Below are 16,238 nucleotides of genomic sequence, written 5' to 3' on the forward strand. Positions count from 1 at the left end.
GCCTTCCTCTACCTCGCATCGATTCCGATGTGGCTGGAATGAATGTCGATTCGCCCTAGCGCGGTCGTCAGCCTGGTCGGGAAAAGGAGCGGGGAGCCCGCCCGGCATGACCGGGCCGCACCGCCGATGGATTGGCGGCAAGGGTGCGGGATCGGGCGGCCGCATGCGGAGGGACCGAGGCGCGCCGCGCAGGCCGTTGCCTGCCCGCCGGAACGAAAAAAGGCCGCCCTTGCGGGCGGCCCTTTCGTCGACGCCGGAAGCCAGCGCGGAGTCTCGTGGTGGGCGGTACAAGGTTCGAACTTGTGACCCTTGCCGTGTGAAGGCAATGCTCTACCGCTGAGCTAACCGCCCCAAGAGGGCGCGCATCTTAAGCGCCGCATGGTCCGAGGGTCAAGCGATTCGCCGCACCTGCGCATCGCCTAGACTTGCGGGATGTCCGACGACCTCATCCTTTACCACAACCCGCGCTGCTCCAAGTCCCGCGCCGCACTCGACCTCCTGCAGGCGCGCGGCCTCGCCCCCCGGATCGTCCGCTATCTGGAGACGCCGCCGACTGCGGCCGAACTCGAGCGGCTCCTGGGCCGCCTCGGCCTCGACGATCCGCGTGCGCTCATGCGCCGCGGCGAAGCCGAGTACGCCGAGCTCGCGCTCACAGCACCGGAGCGCACCCGCGCCGAGCTGCTCGAAGCGATGGCGGCGCACCCGCGCCTCATCGAGCGTCCCATCCTCGTCCGCGGTGAGCGCGCCGTGGTCGCCCGCCCGCCGGAACGCGTGGCGGAACTGCTCGACTGAAGCCTGCCGTCGTGCATCCGGCCGCGGAGAACGCCGCTCCGGATGCCGCAGGCGCTATCCTCTCGCCACCGCGACATCCGCCCGGATGGCGAAATCGGTAGACGCAGGAGACTTAAAATCTTCCGGCCGCAAGGTCATGCCGGTTCGAGTCCGGCTCCGGGCACCAAGGCGCACTTCCTGCTGACGATGCAGGATCGCGTGACCGGGAGCCTCGGGATCGACCGTTTGGCGAGCAGCTTGCCGCACGGCAGCTCTGACCGGATGTCATGCTGGGCGTTGCTCATCCGTGGCAGTGGCGGCTCATCCAGAAGCCCGCGAGGTCCATTCTGATCTGTTCGGTTTACGGACAGTGACCGATCCGGGTAGGGGCGGCGTTGCCGCCCCTGACGAGGTTACGGAATGATGCAGCCGTTACTCTGCATGCATGCCGTGTACTCGAGCCAGCAGAGGTGGATGTTCTCGCTGGTGCTGGATGCCTCGCACGCGATGCGCTGCATTTCGCACTCGCGGCACGAACTCGACGTCGCGCTTGCGGCGCCGGCACCGAAGGCGACGACGAGGCCGAACAGAGCTACTTTCATCTTCCTGGACATACGGATCTCCTGAGCTGCCGGCCGCAGGCGCGGCGATCGCGGGCCTGAAGCGGGCGAGGGACATCTCGGACCGGCATTGCACCGGGTGCCGCTCCATGCGGCGGTTCGAAGCTAGGAGCAGCGCGCCGCAGCATTCCGTGACCGGCGTCGCAGACGCGACACCACGCCGCTCGCGGCGGTCGCGAAGGCGCGCGCGCAGCGGGCACCCGGGTCGAAGAACGAAGCCGCACCGGGCCCTGCCCGGGCGTTCAGCCGATGCGGCGCAGCAGGGGCCGGGCCGGTGGCACCACGGCGGGGCCCAGGGTTTCGGGGCGGGTGAGTTCGCGGGCGATCTCGCGGCGGACGTGGCGGAGCGCCTGCTCGCCTTCGGCATTGAGGTGGACGCGGTCCCCTGCCCGCTCGATCAGCGGCGTGCCGCGTTCGAGGACGTCGAGCACGCTGCGGGGCAGCGCTTCGCCCTCGTCGACCGCCTGCAGCAATGCGCAGAAGGCGGTCTGGTACTTCGTCAGCATCATGGTCTCCGGCAGCCGGAGCTGCTCCGGCGTCTGCTGCGCATTAGCCGCGATCGGACGTGCAGGCGCAGTCACGGGTGGCGCCCGCGCCGCTCAGCCCTGGGCGCCGCCGGGGAAGCGCATCACCGAGGCGATGTTCGACTTGACCTTGGCATAGCCGAGGATCGCGCTGGAGGCGGCGGAGTCCTTCCATTCGGCGTACTGGCGGTCGAGGTCGGCGCGCTCGTCGGGCGAGAAGTGACGCTCGAAGGCCTGGAAGAAGTCGTTCTCCTCCTCCTCGATGTGGTGGCTCAGCAGTTCGCGCAGGACGTTGACGGAGCCGGCGAACTGGCGCGAGTCGATGTCGATCGCCTTGATGTCGGGCAGGACGGCCATCTCCACCGCCCGGTGCTCCTGCAGGGCCTCGGCGTACAGCAGCAGCTCCTCGTGGGAGGCGCGTTCGGCGAAGGCGGGATAGAAGACGATCTCCTCCCACTTCGCGTGCGGGACCAGGTGGGCTTCGATCCGGCGGAGGAGATCCTTGCGGCGGTCCTTCTCCCGGTCCTCGGTGCTGCAGATCTCCGAGAGGAGCGCGAGGAGGTCGCGGTGGTCGGACTTCAGGGTGTCGAGGATGTCGCCCATGGCTGCGTGGCTCTGGCTCGGGGATGCCGCACCTTCCCAGCGCCGCCGTGAATGGGCCGTGCCCGGCGGGGCACCCGCCATCACGGGACAGGCCGCCCGGAGGCGGCCTGTCGTCGTGTCGGTACCGGGATGCGGGCTCAGGTGTCCGCGGGCTCCGGATCCGCCGCCGGCGGCTCGGTGCCCACCGGCGCATCCTCGCCCGCCGCCACCGCCTCGTCCTCGAGGTCGGTCGGCAGTGCGTTGACGCGCTCCACCGCCTGCAGGCGCTCGTTCTCGCCGAGGCGGATGAGGGTGACGCCCTGCGCGTTGCGGCCGACGTGCGAGACCTCGGAGGCGCGGGTGCGGACCAGGGTGCCGCCGTCGGAGATCAGCAGGATCTCGTGCTCCTGGGTGAGCTGGATGGCCCCGACGAGCTGGCCGTTGCGGGCCGTCGTCTGGATGGCGATGACGCCCTGGGTGCCACGGCCCTTGCGCGGGTACTCGGATTCCGAGGTGCGCTTGCCGTAGCCGTTCTCGGTCGCGGTGAGGATGTCGCCGTTGCCGTCGAGCACGATCAGGCTGCGGACCGTCTCGCCCGGCACGAGCTTCATGCCGCGCACGCCGGTCGCGGTGCGGCCCATCGGGCGCACGCCGTCCTCGGAGAAGCGCACCGCCTTGCCGTTCGAGGCGAACAGCATCACGTCGCGGGTGCCGTCGGTGAGCTGGGCATCGACCAGCGCATCGCCCTCTTCCAGGTTGATCGCGATCTTGCCGCGCTGCAGCTGGTAGGCGTACTCGGTCAACGGGGTCTTCTTGACGGTGCCGTTGGCCGTGGCGAAGAACACGAAGCAGTCCTCGCGGTACTCGCGCACCGGGAGCACGGCCTGCACCTGCTCGCCCTCGGCGAGCGGGATCCAGTTGATGATCGGCCGCCCGCGCGCGTTCGGGCCGGCCTCCGGGATCTGGTAGACCTTGAGCCAGAACACCCGGCCGGTGCTGGTGAAGGTCAGCAGCGTGTCGTGGGTGTTGACCAGCCACAGGCGGTCGATGAAGTCCTCTTCCTTGGTCGCCGCCGCCGCGCGGCCGCGGCCGCCGCGCTTCTGCGCGCGGTAAGCGCTGACCGGTTGGCGCTTGGCGTAGCCGGCGTGCGAGAGCGTGACCACCACGTCCTCGGGCGCGATGAGGTCGAGCATGTCGAGATCCTCCTCGGCCGGGCGGATCTCGGTGCGGCGCGCGTCGCCGAACTCGGCCTTGAGGTTCTCCAGCTCCTCGCAGATGACCTCGAGCAGGCGCTCGGGGTTCTCGAGGATCTCGATCAGGCCGCGGATGGTCTCCAGCAGCTGGCGGTACTCGTCGGTGAGCCGTTCCTGCTCCAGCCCCGTGAGGCGGTGCAGGCGCATCTCCAGGATCTCCTTGGCCTGGACCTCGGTGAGCTGGTAGCCGCCCTCCAGCAGGCCCACGCCCGCCGGCAGGTCTTCCGGCTTGGACGCGTCGGCGCCGGCGGCGTCGAGCAGGCTGCGCACCATGCCCGGCTCCCAGCGCCGCGCCAGCATGCGCTCGCGCGCCTCCTGCGGGTTCGACGAGGTCTTGATCAGCTCGATCATCTCATCGATGTTGGCGAGCGCGACCGTCAGCCCCTCGAGGATGTGGGCGCGGGCGCGGGCCTTGCGCAGCTCGAAGATGGTGCGGCGGGTCACCACCTCGCGGCGGTGGCGTATGAAGGCCTCGATGATCTGCTTGAGGTTCAGCAACTGCGGGCGGCCGTCGACCAGCGCCACCATGTTGATGCCGAACACGGACTCCATCGGGGTCTGCGCGTAGAGGTTGTTCAGCACGACCTCGGCCGACTCGCCGCGCTTGACCTCGATGTAGATGCGCATGCCGTCCTTGTCGGACTCGTCGCGCAGCTCCGAGATGCCCTCGATCCGCTTTTCCTTGACCAGCTCGGCGATCTTCTCGATCAGCCGCGCCTTGTTGACCTGGTAGGGGATCTCGGTGACCGCGATCGCCTCGCGGCCGGTCTTCTCGTCCACCTCGATCTCGGCGCGGGCGCGCATGCGCACGCGGCCACGGCCGGTCTGGTAGGCCAGGTGGACGCCAGAGGTGCCGTTGATGATGCCCGCGGTCGGGAAGTCGGGGCCCGGGATGTACTGGATCAGGTCGTCGATCGACAGCTCGGGGTCGCGGATCAGCGCGAGGGTGGCGTCGATCACCTCGGAGAGGTTGTGCGGCGGAATGTTCGTCGCCATGCCGACCGCGATGCCCGCGGAACCGTTGATCAGCAGGTTCGGCGCCCGCGAGGGCAGGACGCTCGGCTCGAGCTCCTTCTCGTCGTAGTTGGGCTGGAAGTCGACGGTTTCCTTGTCGATGTCGGCGAGCAGCTCGTGCGTGAGCCGCGACATGCGCGCCTCGGTGTAGCGCATCGCCGCGGCGGAGTCGCCGTCGACCGAGCCGAAGTTGCCCTGGCCGTCCACCAGCATGTAGCGCAGCGAGAACGGCTGCGCCATGCGCACCAGCGTGTCGTACACCGACGCGTCGCCGTGCGGGTGGTACTTACCGATGACGTCGCCGACGATGCGCGCCGACTTGTAGTAGGGCTTGTTGCTGTGCGCGCCGAGCTCGTTCATCGCGTACAGGACGCGGCGATGGACGGGCTTGAGGCCATCACGAACATCCGGGAGGGCGCGGCCCACGATCACGCTCATGGCGTAATCGAGGTAGCTCCGGCGCATCTCGTCCTCGATGTTGACCGGAATGATTTCCTTCGCGTGCTCGACCATAGAAATCCGTTGTTGCGCAGGCACTTGCCTGCTCCCCATGCGGGTGGAAGACGCGCCTTCCGGAAAGGCCGGCGCGTCGACGTGCAAAGCGCGCGATTGTAGCACGCCGGGCCCTCCCGCCCGGTCGCGGAGCCGCGCCGGAGCGGGCTCCGCGGCGCGCGGATGCTGCGCCGCAGTACGTCCGGTGCGCGACCTCGGAGGGCGCACGCTCTACCATCGAGGGCTGACCATCGCCGCCCTCCCCATGACCGACGCCCTCTCCGGAACCGACGGCCTGCGCATCGAGCGCGACGGCGCCGTCGCCCGCCTCGTCCTCGCCCGCCCCGCCCTGCACAACGCCTTCGACGACGCCCTGATCGCGGCGCTGACGGCGGCCCTCTCCGCGCTCGATGCCGATCCGGACGTCCGCGCGGTGGTGCTCGCCGGCGACGGCCCCTCGTTCTCGGCCGGTGCCGACCTCAACTGGATGCGGCGCATGGCCGTGGCCTCCGAGGAGGAGAACCGCAGCGACGCTGAGGGCCTCGCGCGGCTGATGCGCAGCCTGGATGCGCTCTCCAAGCCGACCATCGCGCGCGTCCACGGCGCCGCCTTCGGTGGCGGCGTCGGCCTCGTCGCCTGCTGCGACATCGCGATCGGCGTGCCGGAGGCGAAGTTCGGCCTGACCGAGACACGGCTCGGGCTCGTCCCGGCCGCGATCTCGCCCTTCGTCGTGGCGGCCATCGGTGCACGCCAGGCCCGCCGCTGGTTCCAGACCGCCGAGGTCTTCGACGCGGCGGAGGCCCATCGGATCGGCCTCCTGCACCAGGTGGTCGAGCCGGACGCGCTCGACGCCGCGGTCGCCCGCCAGTGCGCGCTGCTCGCCAAGGCGGGGCCGCTGGCGGTCGCCGAGGCCAAGCGCCTCGTCGCACGCGTCGCCGCCGGTCCGGCCGCGCCGGGGATGGATGCCGCGAACGCGGCGCTGATCGCCCGCCTGCGCGTCTCGCCCGAGGGCCAGGAGGGCCTGGCCGCCTTCCTCGACAAGCGCGCCCCTGCCTGGACCCCGACCCCGTGACCACCGAACGCGGAGCCCGCATGTTCGACACCCTCCTCATCGCGAACCGCGGCGAGATCGCCTGCCGCGTGATCCGCACCTGCCGCCGGCTCGGCATCCGCACCGTGGCGGTCTACTCCGAGGCCGACGCCGACGCCCAGCACGTGCGCCAGGCCGACGAGGCGCACTGCATCGGCGGCCCGCGTCCGGCCGACAGCTACCTGCGCGGCGACGCCATCCTCGAGGTCGCCCGCGCCAGCGGCGCCCAGGCCATCCATCCCGGCTACGGCTTCCTGTCCGAGAACGCCGACTTCGCCGAGGCGGTCGAGGCCGCCGGGCTGGTCTTCGTCGGCCCCCGCGCCGCCTCCATGCGGAAGATGGGCAGCAAGGCGGGCGCCAAGGAGCTGATGCAGGCCGCGGGCGTCCCGGTCGTGCCGGGCTACACCGGCGAGGACCAGGACCCCGGGCGCCTCCGCGCCGAGGCCGACGCCATCGGCTATCCGCTGATGATCAAGGCCGCGCACGGCGGCGGCGGCAAGGGCATGCGCATCGTGCGCGCGGCGGAGGACTTCGCCGCCGCCCTGGAGAGCTGCCAGCGCGAGGCGCGGAACGCCTTCGGGCGCGACCGCGTGCTGCTGGAGCGCTACGTCGAGCAGCCGCGGCACATCGAGATCCAGATCTTCGGCGACGCCCACGGCGGGGTGATTCACCTCGCGGAGCGCGAGTGCTCGGCCCAGCGCCGCTACCAGAAGGTGCTGGAGGAGTCGCCCTCGCCCTTCCTGACGCCCGCCTTGCGCGAGGCCATGGGCGCGGCCGCGGTGCTCGCCGGCCGCGCGATCGACTACGTGAACGCCGGTACCGTCGAGTTCATCGTCGGCCAGGACGGCGGCTTCTACTTCATGGAGATCAACACCCGCCTGCAGGTCGAGCACCCGGTGACGGAGATGGTGACCGGGCTCGACCTCGTCGAGTGGCAGCTCCGGGTCGCCGCGGGCGAGGCCCTGCCCCTGCCGCAGGACGCGGTGACGCAGCGCGGCCACGCCATCGAGGTGCGCCTGTACGCCGAGGATCCCGACGCCGGTTTCCTGCCCGGCTCCGGGCGCCTCGACCGCCTGCGCCTGCCCGCACCGGACGCCCACGTGCGCATCGATGCCGGCGTGGTCGAGGGCGACACGGTGACCATCTTCTACGACCCGATGATCGCCAAGCTGATCGTCCACGACGCCGATCGCCCGCGCGCGCTGGCGCGCCTGCGCGAGGCGCTGGCGGCCTGCGAGATCGCCGGTCCCAAGTCCAACGTCGAGTTCCTCGAACGGCTGGTCCGGCACCCGGCGGTCGTCGGGGGCACCATCGACACCGGCTTCCTCGACCGCCACCTGGACGCCTTCGTCTCGACGGCCGGGGATGCCGATCGGGAGCTGCTGGTCGCCGCCGCGGTCGCGCGTCTCATCGATCAGGAGCGCGCGGCGCGGCGCGATGCCCTCGCCGCCGGCGAACCGGACTCGCCCTGGGCGCTCGGCGACGGCTGGCGGCTGGGCCATCGCGGCGGCCGCGCGCTGGCCTTCCTGCACCGCGACGCGCGCGTCGACCTGTACGCGCAGGGCAGCGGCGGCAGCTACCGCATCGAACTCGACGACGAGGTGGCGCAGGTGGACGGCGCGCGCCTGGAGGACGAGGTCCTCAGCCTGCGGATCGACGCGGTCGGCCGCCGCTTCCGGGTCGCCGACGGCGGGCGGCAACTGCTGGTGCACGACGGACGCCGGCGGTTGCGCGTGGAGGCGGTGCCGCTCCACCAGCAGGCTTCCGCCGCCGGCGGTGCGGGTGCCGACAGCGTGCTCGCGCCGATGCCGGGTCGGGTCGTGGTGGTGAAGTGCGCGCCCGGCGATGCCGTCGAGGCGGGTCAGGAGGTCATGGTCATCGAGGCCATGAAGATGGAGTTGAGCCTGAAGGCGCCCCGCGCCGGCGTCGTCGCCGAGGTGCGCGGCGCCGCAGGCGACTTCGTCGATGCCGACGCCGTGCTCGTCCGTCTGGACGCGCAGTGATCCCGCGCGCCCTCCCGCCCGTATGCCTTGCCGCCCTGCTCTCGGGCTGCATCGCCCTCGAGGTGCCGGCCGGGCGACTCGGCTGCGATGCGGACCTGGTGGGAGCCTGGCGGTCCGGCGCGCTCTCGCGGGTCATCGGCGGGAGCGAGAACGCCATCGTCACCGTCGACGCCGACTGCAGGATCGCGCTGCCGAACGGACGCGACGCGGTCCACGCGACGCTGCGCACCCTGCGGGTCGGGGACGCACGCTACTTCGCGCTGACGGCGGCGGATGCCGCGCGCCTGCTGGACGATCCACGGACCGTGGAGAGGCTCGGCGCGACGCGGATGCTGCTGCACCCTTACGCCCTCCGGGACGGCGCGCTGGTCGTCGAGGAGCTGGACGCGCAGGGCCTGACGGACGCTCTCGCCGCCGGCACGCTCGCAGGCGCGCGCCTCGGTCCGTGGACGGTGGCGCTCGATGCGGACGGCGACATCGACACGGTGCTGGCGTCGCTTCCGCCGATGCCCGCCGCGACGCGATCGTCCTGCAGCGCGCGGACCCGACCACGACATCCATCCCCGGAGCACAGCCATGAACGATTCCGTCCGCATCGTCGAGGTCGGCCCGCGCGACGGCCTGCAGAACGAGAAGACCATCGTTCCCGCCGCCGACAAGATCGCCCTGATCGACCGCCTCTCGGCGACCGGCCTGCGCAGCATCGAGGCGACCAGCTTCGTCAGCCCCAGGTGGGTGCCGCAGCTCGCCGACGCCGCCGAGGTCTATTCGGGCATCGCGCGGCGCCCGGGCGTGCGCTACCCGGTCCTGGTGCCGAACGAGACCGGCTACGACCGCGCGCGCGCGGTCGGCGTGGAGGAGGTCGCGGTGTTCACCGCGGCATCCGAGGCCTTCAACCAGCGCAACATCAATGCCAGCGTCGACGCCTCGCTCGAACGCTTCGCGCCGGTGCTGGAACGCGCGCGTGCCGACGGCGTGCGCGTGCGGGGCTACGTCTCGACCGTGCTCGGCTGCCCCTACCAGGGCGAGGTGCCGGTGGCCGACGTGGTGCGCGTGGCCGAGCGCCTGCATGCCATGGGCTGCTACGAGGTCTCGCTGGGCGACACCATCGGCATCGGCACCCCGCGCAGGGCGCGCGAGATGCTGCGTGCGGTGGCCGCGGCCGTGCCGATGCCGGCACTGGCGGTGCATTTCCACGACACCCGCGGCCAGGCGCTGGCGAACATCCTCGCCTGCCTCGAGGAGGGCGTCCGCGTCGTGGATGCGGCGGTGGCGGGCACCGGCGGCTGCCCCTACGCCACGGGCGCCAGCGGCAACGTCGCGACCGAGGACGTGGTCTTCATGCTCGACGGACTGGGCATGGCCACGGGCGTGGACCTCGACGGCCTCATCGACACCGGGCGCTGGCTCTCCGCCCTGCTGGGGCGGGAGAATGGCAGCAAGGTCGGTCGTGCCGGACGCTCGGGCACCGCCGGCTGAGCCGTCCGCCCGCAATGGGCTTCCCCGCGGAACTTCCCATGTCCGACACCCTTCCGCCTCCGGGCGCGCCGGCCGACGCCGCGGGCGACGCCGCGCCGCTGCTCCGCCACGGCACCATCCGCGTCGCGCAGGCGGGCGACGCGGAGGCGGTGCAGGCGATCTACGCGCCCTGCGTCCTCGATTCCGCCCTCACCTTCGAGACCGAGGTGCCGGACGTGGCCGCGATGCGCGCGCGCATGCTCGGGCGACTGGCGACGCATCCCTGGCTCGTTCTGGAGGAGGACGGTCGCGTCCTCGGCTACGCCTACGCCTCGCGCTTCCGCGAGCGCGCCGCCTACGACTGGATCGCGGAGACCTCCGTCTACACCCACCCGGACGCGCGCCGCCGCGGCGTCGCGCGGCGCCTCTACGCGGCGCTGTTCGACGCGCTCGCATTGCAGGGCATCACCGAGGCGGTGGGGGTGATCACCCTTCCCGGCCCCGGCAGCGTCGCGCTGCACGAATCGATGGGTTTCGCCGCTGCGGGCGTCTGGCGGGCCTGCGGCTACAAGCTCGGGCGCTGGCACGACGTGGGCGTATGGCAGAAGACCCTGCGCGCGCAGAGCGACCCGCCGTCGCCGGTGCGGCCCTTCGCGGCGCTGATGGACACCCCCGAACTGCTCGCCGCGCTCGCCTCCCGGTAACCGGGCGCCGGTGCAGGAGCGGCTTCAGCCGCGACCAGCCTTCCGTATGAAGGGCCGTCGGATCGCGGCTGAAGCCGCTCCCACGGAGGCGGACGCCGCCTATCGGTCGTCGTCGCCCATGATCGGCTGCACCGCCCGGCCCCCGTGGCGCACGCGGACGGTAGAATCCGCGCCCCACCGTCCGACAGGAACCGCCCATGCAGCTCGAAGCCGTCCGTGCCGTCATCACCGGAGGCGTCTCCGGCCTCGGTCTCGCCACCGCCGAGCACCTCGTCGCCCAGGGCGGACGCGTGGCGCTGTTCGACGTGAACGCCGAGAAGGGCGCGGCCGCGGTCGAGGCGCTCGGTGCCGACAAGGCGCGCTTCTTCGCGACCGACGTCACCGACGAGGCCGGCGTGGCCTCGAACGTCGCCGCCGCCAAGGACTTCCTCGGCGGGCTCAACGCCTGCGTCAACTGCGCCGGCATCATCGGCGCCGGCCGCGTCCTCGGACGCGAGGGCGCGATGCCGCTGTCCACCTTCAGCACCACGGTGATGGTCAACCTGGTCGGCAGCTTCAACGTCGCCAAGGCCTGCGCCGAGCACTTCCAGCACAACGAGCCCGGCGTCGACGGCGAGCGCGGCGTGGTCGTCAACACCGCGAGCGTGGCGGCCTTCGAGGGCCAGATCGGCCAGGCGGCCTACTCCGCGTCCAAGGCCGGCATCGTCGGCATGACCCTGCCGATGGCGCGCGAGTTCGCGCGCTTCGGGGTGCGCGTCATGACCGTGGCCCCGGGCATCTTCTGGACGCCGATGGTCGACGGCATGCCCGAGAACGTGCAGACCGCGCTGGCCGCCTCCATTCCGTTCCCTGCGCGCCTGGGCCGTCCGGAGGAGTTCGCGCGGACGGTGGCCTTCATCCTCGCCAACGGCTACCTCAACGGCGAGACCATCCGCCTCGACGGCGCCGTGCGCCTCCAGCCCAAGTAACCGACCCAGCCGAAGCACCGGATCCCCGCACCCATGAAAGCCTCCGAGATCAAGAAGGGCAACGTCGTCGAGCACAACGGCGGCGTCTACCAGGTCCGCGACATCGAGCGCAGCAGCCCGCAGGGCCGCGGCGGCAACGTGACCTTCCGCTTCACCCTCTACAGCGTGCCCGGCGGCACCAAGCTGGACCTGAGCCTGCGCGCCGAGGACGAGCTCCGGGAGATCGAGCTGAGCCGTCGTCAGGCCAACTTCTCCTACAAGGACGGCGATGCCTTCGTCTTCCTCGACGCGGAGGACTACACGCCCTACCAGCTGGACGCCGACGCGGTGGGCGAGGACGCCGGCTACATCACCGACGGCCTCGAAGGCTGCTACGTGCAGATCATCGACGACACGCCGGTCGCCCTGCAGCTGCCGCAGACCGTCGCGCTGCAGGTGACCGACACCCCGCCGGAACTGAAGGGCGGCACCGCGACCAAGCGGCCGAAGCCGGCGACCCTCTCCACGGGCATCGAGATCATGGTTCCCGAGTACATCACCAACGGCGAGACCATCCTGGTCAACACCACGACCGGCGAGTTCGCGGGTCGCGCCTGAGGAGCGCGAGGAGTGGGCAACGAGGGGACGCGTCGCGGCGCTGCACTCGTTTCTCACTCCTCTTCGTTCTCTCCTCGAACGCGCGCGAGGAACTTCTGCGCCATGCGCCGGATCGACGCATCCGCGCCCGGGTCGGCGGCGAGCGCTTCCACCGGGCGCCACGCCAGCGCCAGCGACTCCGCGTTCGCCTCGCATGCCTCGCCGGCGGTCGCGCGCACCACGTAGCGCACGTCGTAGTGCCAGTGCTCGGGTTCGTCGCCGCGGGCCGGGATGCGGTGGCGGTCGATGTCGAGGATCGGTCCCTCCAGGCGCAGGCCGTCCAGGCCGGATTCCTCCTCCGCCTCGCGCAGCGCCACGCGCTCGAGATCCGGATCGCCGTCGGCATGTCCCCCGAGCTGGAGCCAGCGGCCCAGCTTGCGATGGTGCATGAGCAGCACGCGGGCGCCGTCGGCGCTCACCACCCAGGCGGATCCGGTGAAGTGGCCGACCGCATGTTCGCGCCTGAAGACCTCGGCGGACGACGCAAGGAAACGCCGGAAGTCCTCGACCTGCAAGCGTTCTTCGGGATGGCGGCGCGCGTACTCGGCGAGCGCGGCGGCGAGCGGCAGGTGCTGTGGAGACATCGGGAGGCAGGTGCGGCAGGAACGACGCAGCGCAGCATACAGCCGTGTACCGCACCTTACGGCCTTGTGACCGTTTCCACGCTTGGGCTAAGGTCGGCCGGTTGCCTAACGCAACTTTCACGCTGCACTGCCAGCGCGGTCGTCACGCCAGCCGGGGAGCCCGATGTTCAAGAACCTTCTCATCACCAAGCCGATCGAGGCGCAGCCGCACGTCGACGCCGGCGAGCCTGTCGAAGGCAGCCTGCACGGCGAGGTCGCGCTCAAGCGCACCCTCGGCGCCAAGCACCTGGTCATGCTGGGCCTCGGGGCGGTGATCGGCGCGGGCATCTTCGTCATCACCGGCACCGCCGCCGCCAACCACGCGGGCCCAGCCATCATGCTGAGCTTCGTGATCGCGGCCTTCGCCTGCGCCATGGCGGGCCTGTGCTACGCCGAGTTCGCCGCGATGATCCCGGCCTCGGGCTCCGCCTACAGCTACACCTACGCGACGCTCGGCGAGGCGCTGGCCTGGTTCGTGGGCTGGAGCCTGGTGCTGGAGTACCTGTTCGCGGCCTCGACGGTCGCGGTCGGCTGGTCGGGCTACACCGTCAGCTTTCTGGAGAGTTTCGGCGTCCACCTGCCAGCGGCGCTCACGCAGGCGCCCATCGACTTCTGCACGCACGAGGACGCCTCGGCGGGCCTGTGCGAGTTCGGCAGCTTCGTCACCACCGGCGCCCTGTTCAACCTGCCGGCGGTGCTGATCGTCGGTGCGGTCGGCGCGCTGTGCTACGTCGGCATCCGCCAGTCGGCCTCGGTCAACGCCATCGTGGTGTCCATCAAGGTCCTGGTGATCCTGCTTCTGATCGCCTTCGGCGCGTTCTACGTGAACGCCGAGAACTGGCTGCCGTTCATCCCGGAGAACCAGGGCGGCGACCGCTTCGGCTGGGAGGGCGTCCTCCGCGGCGCCTCCATCGTGTTCTTCGCCTACATCGGCTTCGACGCGGTCTCGACCGCGGCGCAGGAGGTCAAGAACCCGCAGCGCGACATGCCCATCGGCATCCTCGGCTCGCTGGCGCTGTGCACCCTGCTCTACATCGCCGTGGCCGCGATCCTGACCGGCCTGGTGCCCTACACCGCCCTCGGCACGGCCAAGCCGGTGGCGACCGCGTTGGAGATGTACCCCAGCCTCGCCTGGCTCAAGACCTTCGTGGAGCTCGGCGCCATCGCCGGCCTCACCACGGTGATCCTGGTCATGCTGATGGGCCAGCCGCGCATCTTCTACTCGATGGCGAAGGACGGCCTGCTGCCGAAGTTCTTCGCGGCCGTGCACGCCAAGTTTCAGACCCCGCACAAGGGCACCGTGCTGGTCGCCATCGTCGCCGCGATCATGGCCGGCGTGCTGCCGATCCAGCTGCTCGGCGACGTGGTGTCGATGGGCACCCTGGTCGCCTTCGCCACCGTCTGCTTCGGCGTGATGGTGCTGCGCCGCACCCAGCCGAACCTGCACCGTCCGTTCCGCGTGCCGGCGGTGTATGTCGTGGGCAGCCTCGGCGTGGCGGCCTGCCTGGGCCTGGTCGCGATCATGCCGATGCTCAACTGGATCGTGCTGGTCTGCTGGACCCTGATCGGCTTCGCCATCTACTTCTCCTACGGCTACAAGCGCAGCAAGCTGCGCCTGGCCGGGCGGACGTCCCGCGACGTGGGCTGATCCCGCGGGGAATGGACACGACGACGGCGCGGACATCCGCGCCGTCGTCGTTTTCGGACCGGGAGCGACCAGGAAAGCGATTGCGCCTTCCGCGCCTGCACCGGCGCGACGGGCACGGGGCACGGGGGCACAGGACATGGGGGCACGCTGTGCTGCGCCCTAAGCCCTAAGCCCTAAGCCCTAAGCCCCAAATTCCACCTCAACGCTCGAAGCGCTCCAGGTCCGCGGGGCCGAGTTCGCGGACCAGGCGGAAGCCGACGTCGTCGAAGCCGTGCGGCACGTCAGCTTTGCCCGTCCCTGCTTTCGTCGCCGTCGTCGGGGTCCACGCCCAGGGCCTCGACGCCGAGCAGGTCCCGGGCGGACTCGACCGGCACCGCCTCCACGCCGCGCAGCCGGCGCTCGATGGCGCGCGTGCGCACGCCCGCGCTCTCGATGGAGTTGGTGGCGGCGGCGAGCTGCTTCTTCACCTTGTCGAGCACGCCGCCGAACTTGCCGAACTCGGTCCGGACCGCGCCCAGCACCTGCCAGACCTCGCTCGACCGCTTCTCGATGGCCAGGGTGCGGAAGCCCATGCGCAGGCTGTTGAGGATGGCCGCCAGCGTGGTCGGCCCGGCCACCACCACGCGGTGCTCGCGCTGGAGGCTCTCGATCAGGCCCGGACGGCGCAGCACCTCCGCGTAGAGGCCCTCGGTGGGCAGGAACAGCAGGGCGAAGTCGGTGGTGTGCGGCGGCTCGACGTACTTGGCGGCGATGGACCTGGCCTCCTCGCGCACGCGCCGTTCGAGCGCCGCGGCGGCGGCCGCGACCGCCTCGGCATTGGCGGCGTCCTGGGCCTCGAGCAGGCGCTCGTAGTCCTCGCGCGGGAACTTCGCATCGATCGGCAGCCAGCACGGCGCGTCGCCGTCGCCGGCCTCGCCCTGCCCCGGGAGCCGGATGGCGTACTCGACGCGCTCGCCCGAGCCCGGTCGCGGCGCCACGTTGGCGGCGTACTGGTCCGGCGTGAGCACGTGCTCCAGCACGCTGCCGAGCTGCACCTCGCCCCAGATGCCGCGGGTCTTGACGTTGGTCAGCACGCGCTTGAGGTCGCCGACGCCGGTGGCCAGCGCCTGCATCTCGCCGAGGCCCTGGTGGACCTGCCGGAGCTGTTCGGAGACGACCCGGAAGGACTCGCCCAGCCGCGCCTCCAGCGTGGACTGCAGCTTCTCGTCCACGGTCTGCCGCATCGACTCCAGCTTGGCGGCATTGTCCTGCTGGATGTCCTTCAGCCGCGCCTCGAGCGTCGCGCGCACCTCGGCGAGCCGCCGCTCGGTGCCCTCGCCCAGCCTGTCGAAGCGCGTCTGCAGCGTCTCGCCGAAGCGCCCCAGGGTCTGCGCCGCCTCGGCGCGCCCGGCCTGCGCGTCGCGCGTGAGGGTCTGCCGCAGTCCTTCCAGGCCGCCCTCGGTGCGTTCGGTGAACTGTCCCAGCCGTTGGTCGAAACCCTCCAGTCGCGCGCCCAGCTGGGCGGTGAGCTGCTCGAACTGGCGCTGCAGCTGGCCCTCGAACCGCGCCAGCTCGCCCTGAAGGTCGGCGCGGGCCTGGCGCTGCTCCTCCCGGAGGGTGCGCTCCAGCCGCTCGCCATCGCCCTTGAGCGCGTCCAGGCGGGCCAGCAGCGCGGGATCGGCCGGTGCCGGCCGCCGCCGCAGCTGCAGCGCGGCCAGGACCGCGACCGCGAGGCCCAGCAGCAGGCAGAGAACCAGGAGGAGGGAGACGTCGGGCATGGCGGGAACGGGTCGGGAGCCGGACAGAACAGTCTACGCGCGGCCGTCTCATCCCCTGCGACCGGGACGAAGCATTGCGCGTCCCGACGCCATGC

At 71.3% G+C, this 16,238-nt stretch carries 14 protein-coding genes and 2 tRNA genes; 9 read left to right on the plus strand and 7 right to left on the minus strand.

Annotation, left to right across the window (positions count from 1 at the left end):
* Positions 1 to 276: 276 nt before the first annotated feature.
* Positions 277 to 351, minus strand: a tRNA-Val gene (locus ACFO3Q_RS11615).
* Between the two features lie 81 nt (positions 352 to 432).
* Between ACFO3Q_RS11615 and arsC the strand changes: the two genes are divergently transcribed.
* Together arsC and ACFO3Q_RS11625 are read left to right on the plus strand one after the other, a co-directional pair.
* Positions 433 to 792 (plus strand): arsenate reductase (glutaredoxin), encoded by a 360-nt coding sequence (arsC, locus tag ACFO3Q_RS11620; RefSeq protein WP_377004888.1) that lies wholly within the window; start codon positions 433 to 435, stop codon positions 790 to 792.
* Positions 793 to 871: 79 nt separating this feature from the next.
* A tRNA-Leu gene (locus tag ACFO3Q_RS11625) sits at positions 872 to 958 on the plus strand.
* A 226-nt stretch (positions 959 to 1,184) separates the two neighbouring features.
* Here ACFO3Q_RS11625 and ACFO3Q_RS11630 read toward each other — a convergent pair.
* The 4 genes from ACFO3Q_RS11630 to gyrA form a co-directional block, all read right to left on the minus strand.
* Positions 1,185 to 1,385, minus strand: coding sequence for a hypothetical protein (locus ACFO3Q_RS11630; protein WP_377004889.1), 201 nt, complete (start codon positions 1,383 to 1,385; stop codon positions 1,185 to 1,187).
* Between the two features lie 248 nt (positions 1,386 to 1,633).
* Entirely contained in the window at positions 1,634 to 1,972 is a 339-nt protein-coding gene (locus ACFO3Q_RS11635) for a hypothetical protein (protein ID WP_377004890.1), read from the minus strand.
* Positions 1,973 to 1,990: 18 nt separating this feature from the next.
* A complete protein-coding gene (locus ACFO3Q_RS11640; protein WP_377004891.1) occupies positions 1,991 to 2,518 on the minus strand; it encodes a hemerythrin domain-containing protein in 528 nt (175 codons plus the stop codon).
* A 137-nt stretch (positions 2,519 to 2,655) separates the two neighbouring features.
* Complete coding sequence (gene gyrA, locus ACFO3Q_RS11645) at positions 2,656 to 5,277, minus strand: DNA gyrase subunit A (RefSeq protein WP_377004892.1); 2,622 nt, start codon at positions 5,275 to 5,277, stop codon at positions 2,656 to 2,658.
* Positions 5,278 to 5,521: 244 nt separating this feature from the next.
* Between gyrA and ACFO3Q_RS11650 the strand changes: the two genes are divergently transcribed.
* The 6 genes from ACFO3Q_RS11650 to yeiP all read left to right on the plus strand — a co-directional run bounded on the left by ACFO3Q_RS11650 (position 5,522) and on the right by yeiP (position 12,076).
* Positions 5,522 to 6,328, plus strand: coding sequence for an enoyl-CoA hydratase-related protein (locus tag ACFO3Q_RS11650; RefSeq protein ID WP_377004893.1), 807 nt, complete (start codon positions 5,522 to 5,524; stop codon positions 6,326 to 6,328).
* Between the two features lie 20 nt (positions 6,329 to 6,348).
* The gene (locus tag ACFO3Q_RS11655) at positions 6,349 to 8,349 is read left to right on the plus strand and encodes an acetyl/propionyl/methylcrotonyl-CoA carboxylase subunit alpha (protein ID WP_377004894.1); all 2,001 of its coding nucleotides are present in this window, start codon (positions 6,349 to 6,351) and stop codon (positions 8,347 to 8,349) included.
* Positions 8,350 to 8,925: 576 nt separating this feature from the next.
* Complete coding sequence (locus ACFO3Q_RS11660; protein ID WP_377004895.1) at positions 8,926 to 9,828, plus strand: hydroxymethylglutaryl-CoA lyase; 903 nt, start codon at positions 8,926 to 8,928, stop codon at positions 9,826 to 9,828.
* Positions 9,829 to 9,866: 38 nt separating this feature from the next.
* Positions 9,867 to 10,511, plus strand: coding sequence for a GNAT family N-acetyltransferase (locus ACFO3Q_RS11665; protein WP_377004896.1), 645 nt, complete (start codon positions 9,867 to 9,869; stop codon positions 10,509 to 10,511).
* Between the two features lie 197 nt (positions 10,512 to 10,708).
* Positions 10,709 to 11,479, plus strand: a complete 771-nt coding sequence (locus ACFO3Q_RS11670; RefSeq protein ID WP_377004897.1) for an SDR family NAD(P)-dependent oxidoreductase — start codon at positions 10,709 to 10,711, stop codon at positions 11,477 to 11,479.
* Positions 11,480 to 11,512: 33 nt separating this feature from the next.
* On the plus strand, positions 11,513 to 12,076 hold the full coding sequence (gene yeiP / locus ACFO3Q_RS11675) for an elongation factor P-like protein YeiP (protein WP_377004898.1): 564 nt from the start codon (positions 11,513 to 11,515) through the stop codon (positions 12,074 to 12,076).
* A 53-nt stretch (positions 12,077 to 12,129) separates the two neighbouring features.
* Here yeiP and ACFO3Q_RS11680 read toward each other — a convergent pair whose 3' ends face one another.
* Positions 12,130 to 12,699 (minus strand): NUDIX hydrolase, encoded by a 570-nt coding sequence (locus ACFO3Q_RS11680; protein WP_377004899.1) that lies wholly within the window; start codon positions 12,697 to 12,699, stop codon positions 12,130 to 12,132.
* Positions 12,700 to 12,862: 163 nt separating this feature from the next.
* Here ACFO3Q_RS11680 and ACFO3Q_RS11685 point away from each other — a divergent pair, with 163 nt between their 5' ends.
* Complete coding sequence (locus ACFO3Q_RS11685) at positions 12,863 to 14,386, plus strand: amino acid permease (protein WP_377004900.1); 1,524 nt, start codon at positions 12,863 to 12,865, stop codon at positions 14,384 to 14,386.
* A gap of 281 nt (positions 14,387 to 14,667) precedes the next feature.
* On the opposite strand, the gene ACFO3Q_RS11690 is transcribed toward ACFO3Q_RS11685, so the two are convergent.
* The gene (locus ACFO3Q_RS11690; RefSeq protein ID WP_377004901.1) at positions 14,668 to 16,143 is read right to left on the minus strand and encodes a DNA recombination protein RmuC; all 1,476 of its coding nucleotides are present in this window, start codon (positions 16,141 to 16,143) and stop codon (positions 14,668 to 14,670) included.
* Between the last annotated feature and the right edge of the window lie 95 nt (positions 16,144 to 16,238).

It is taken from the genome of Coralloluteibacterium thermophilum, assembly GCF_042654365.1.
In the GTDB taxonomy this organism is placed as follows: Bacteria; Pseudomonadota; Gammaproteobacteria; order Xanthomonadales; family Xanthomonadaceae; genus Coralloluteibacterium; species Coralloluteibacterium thermophilum.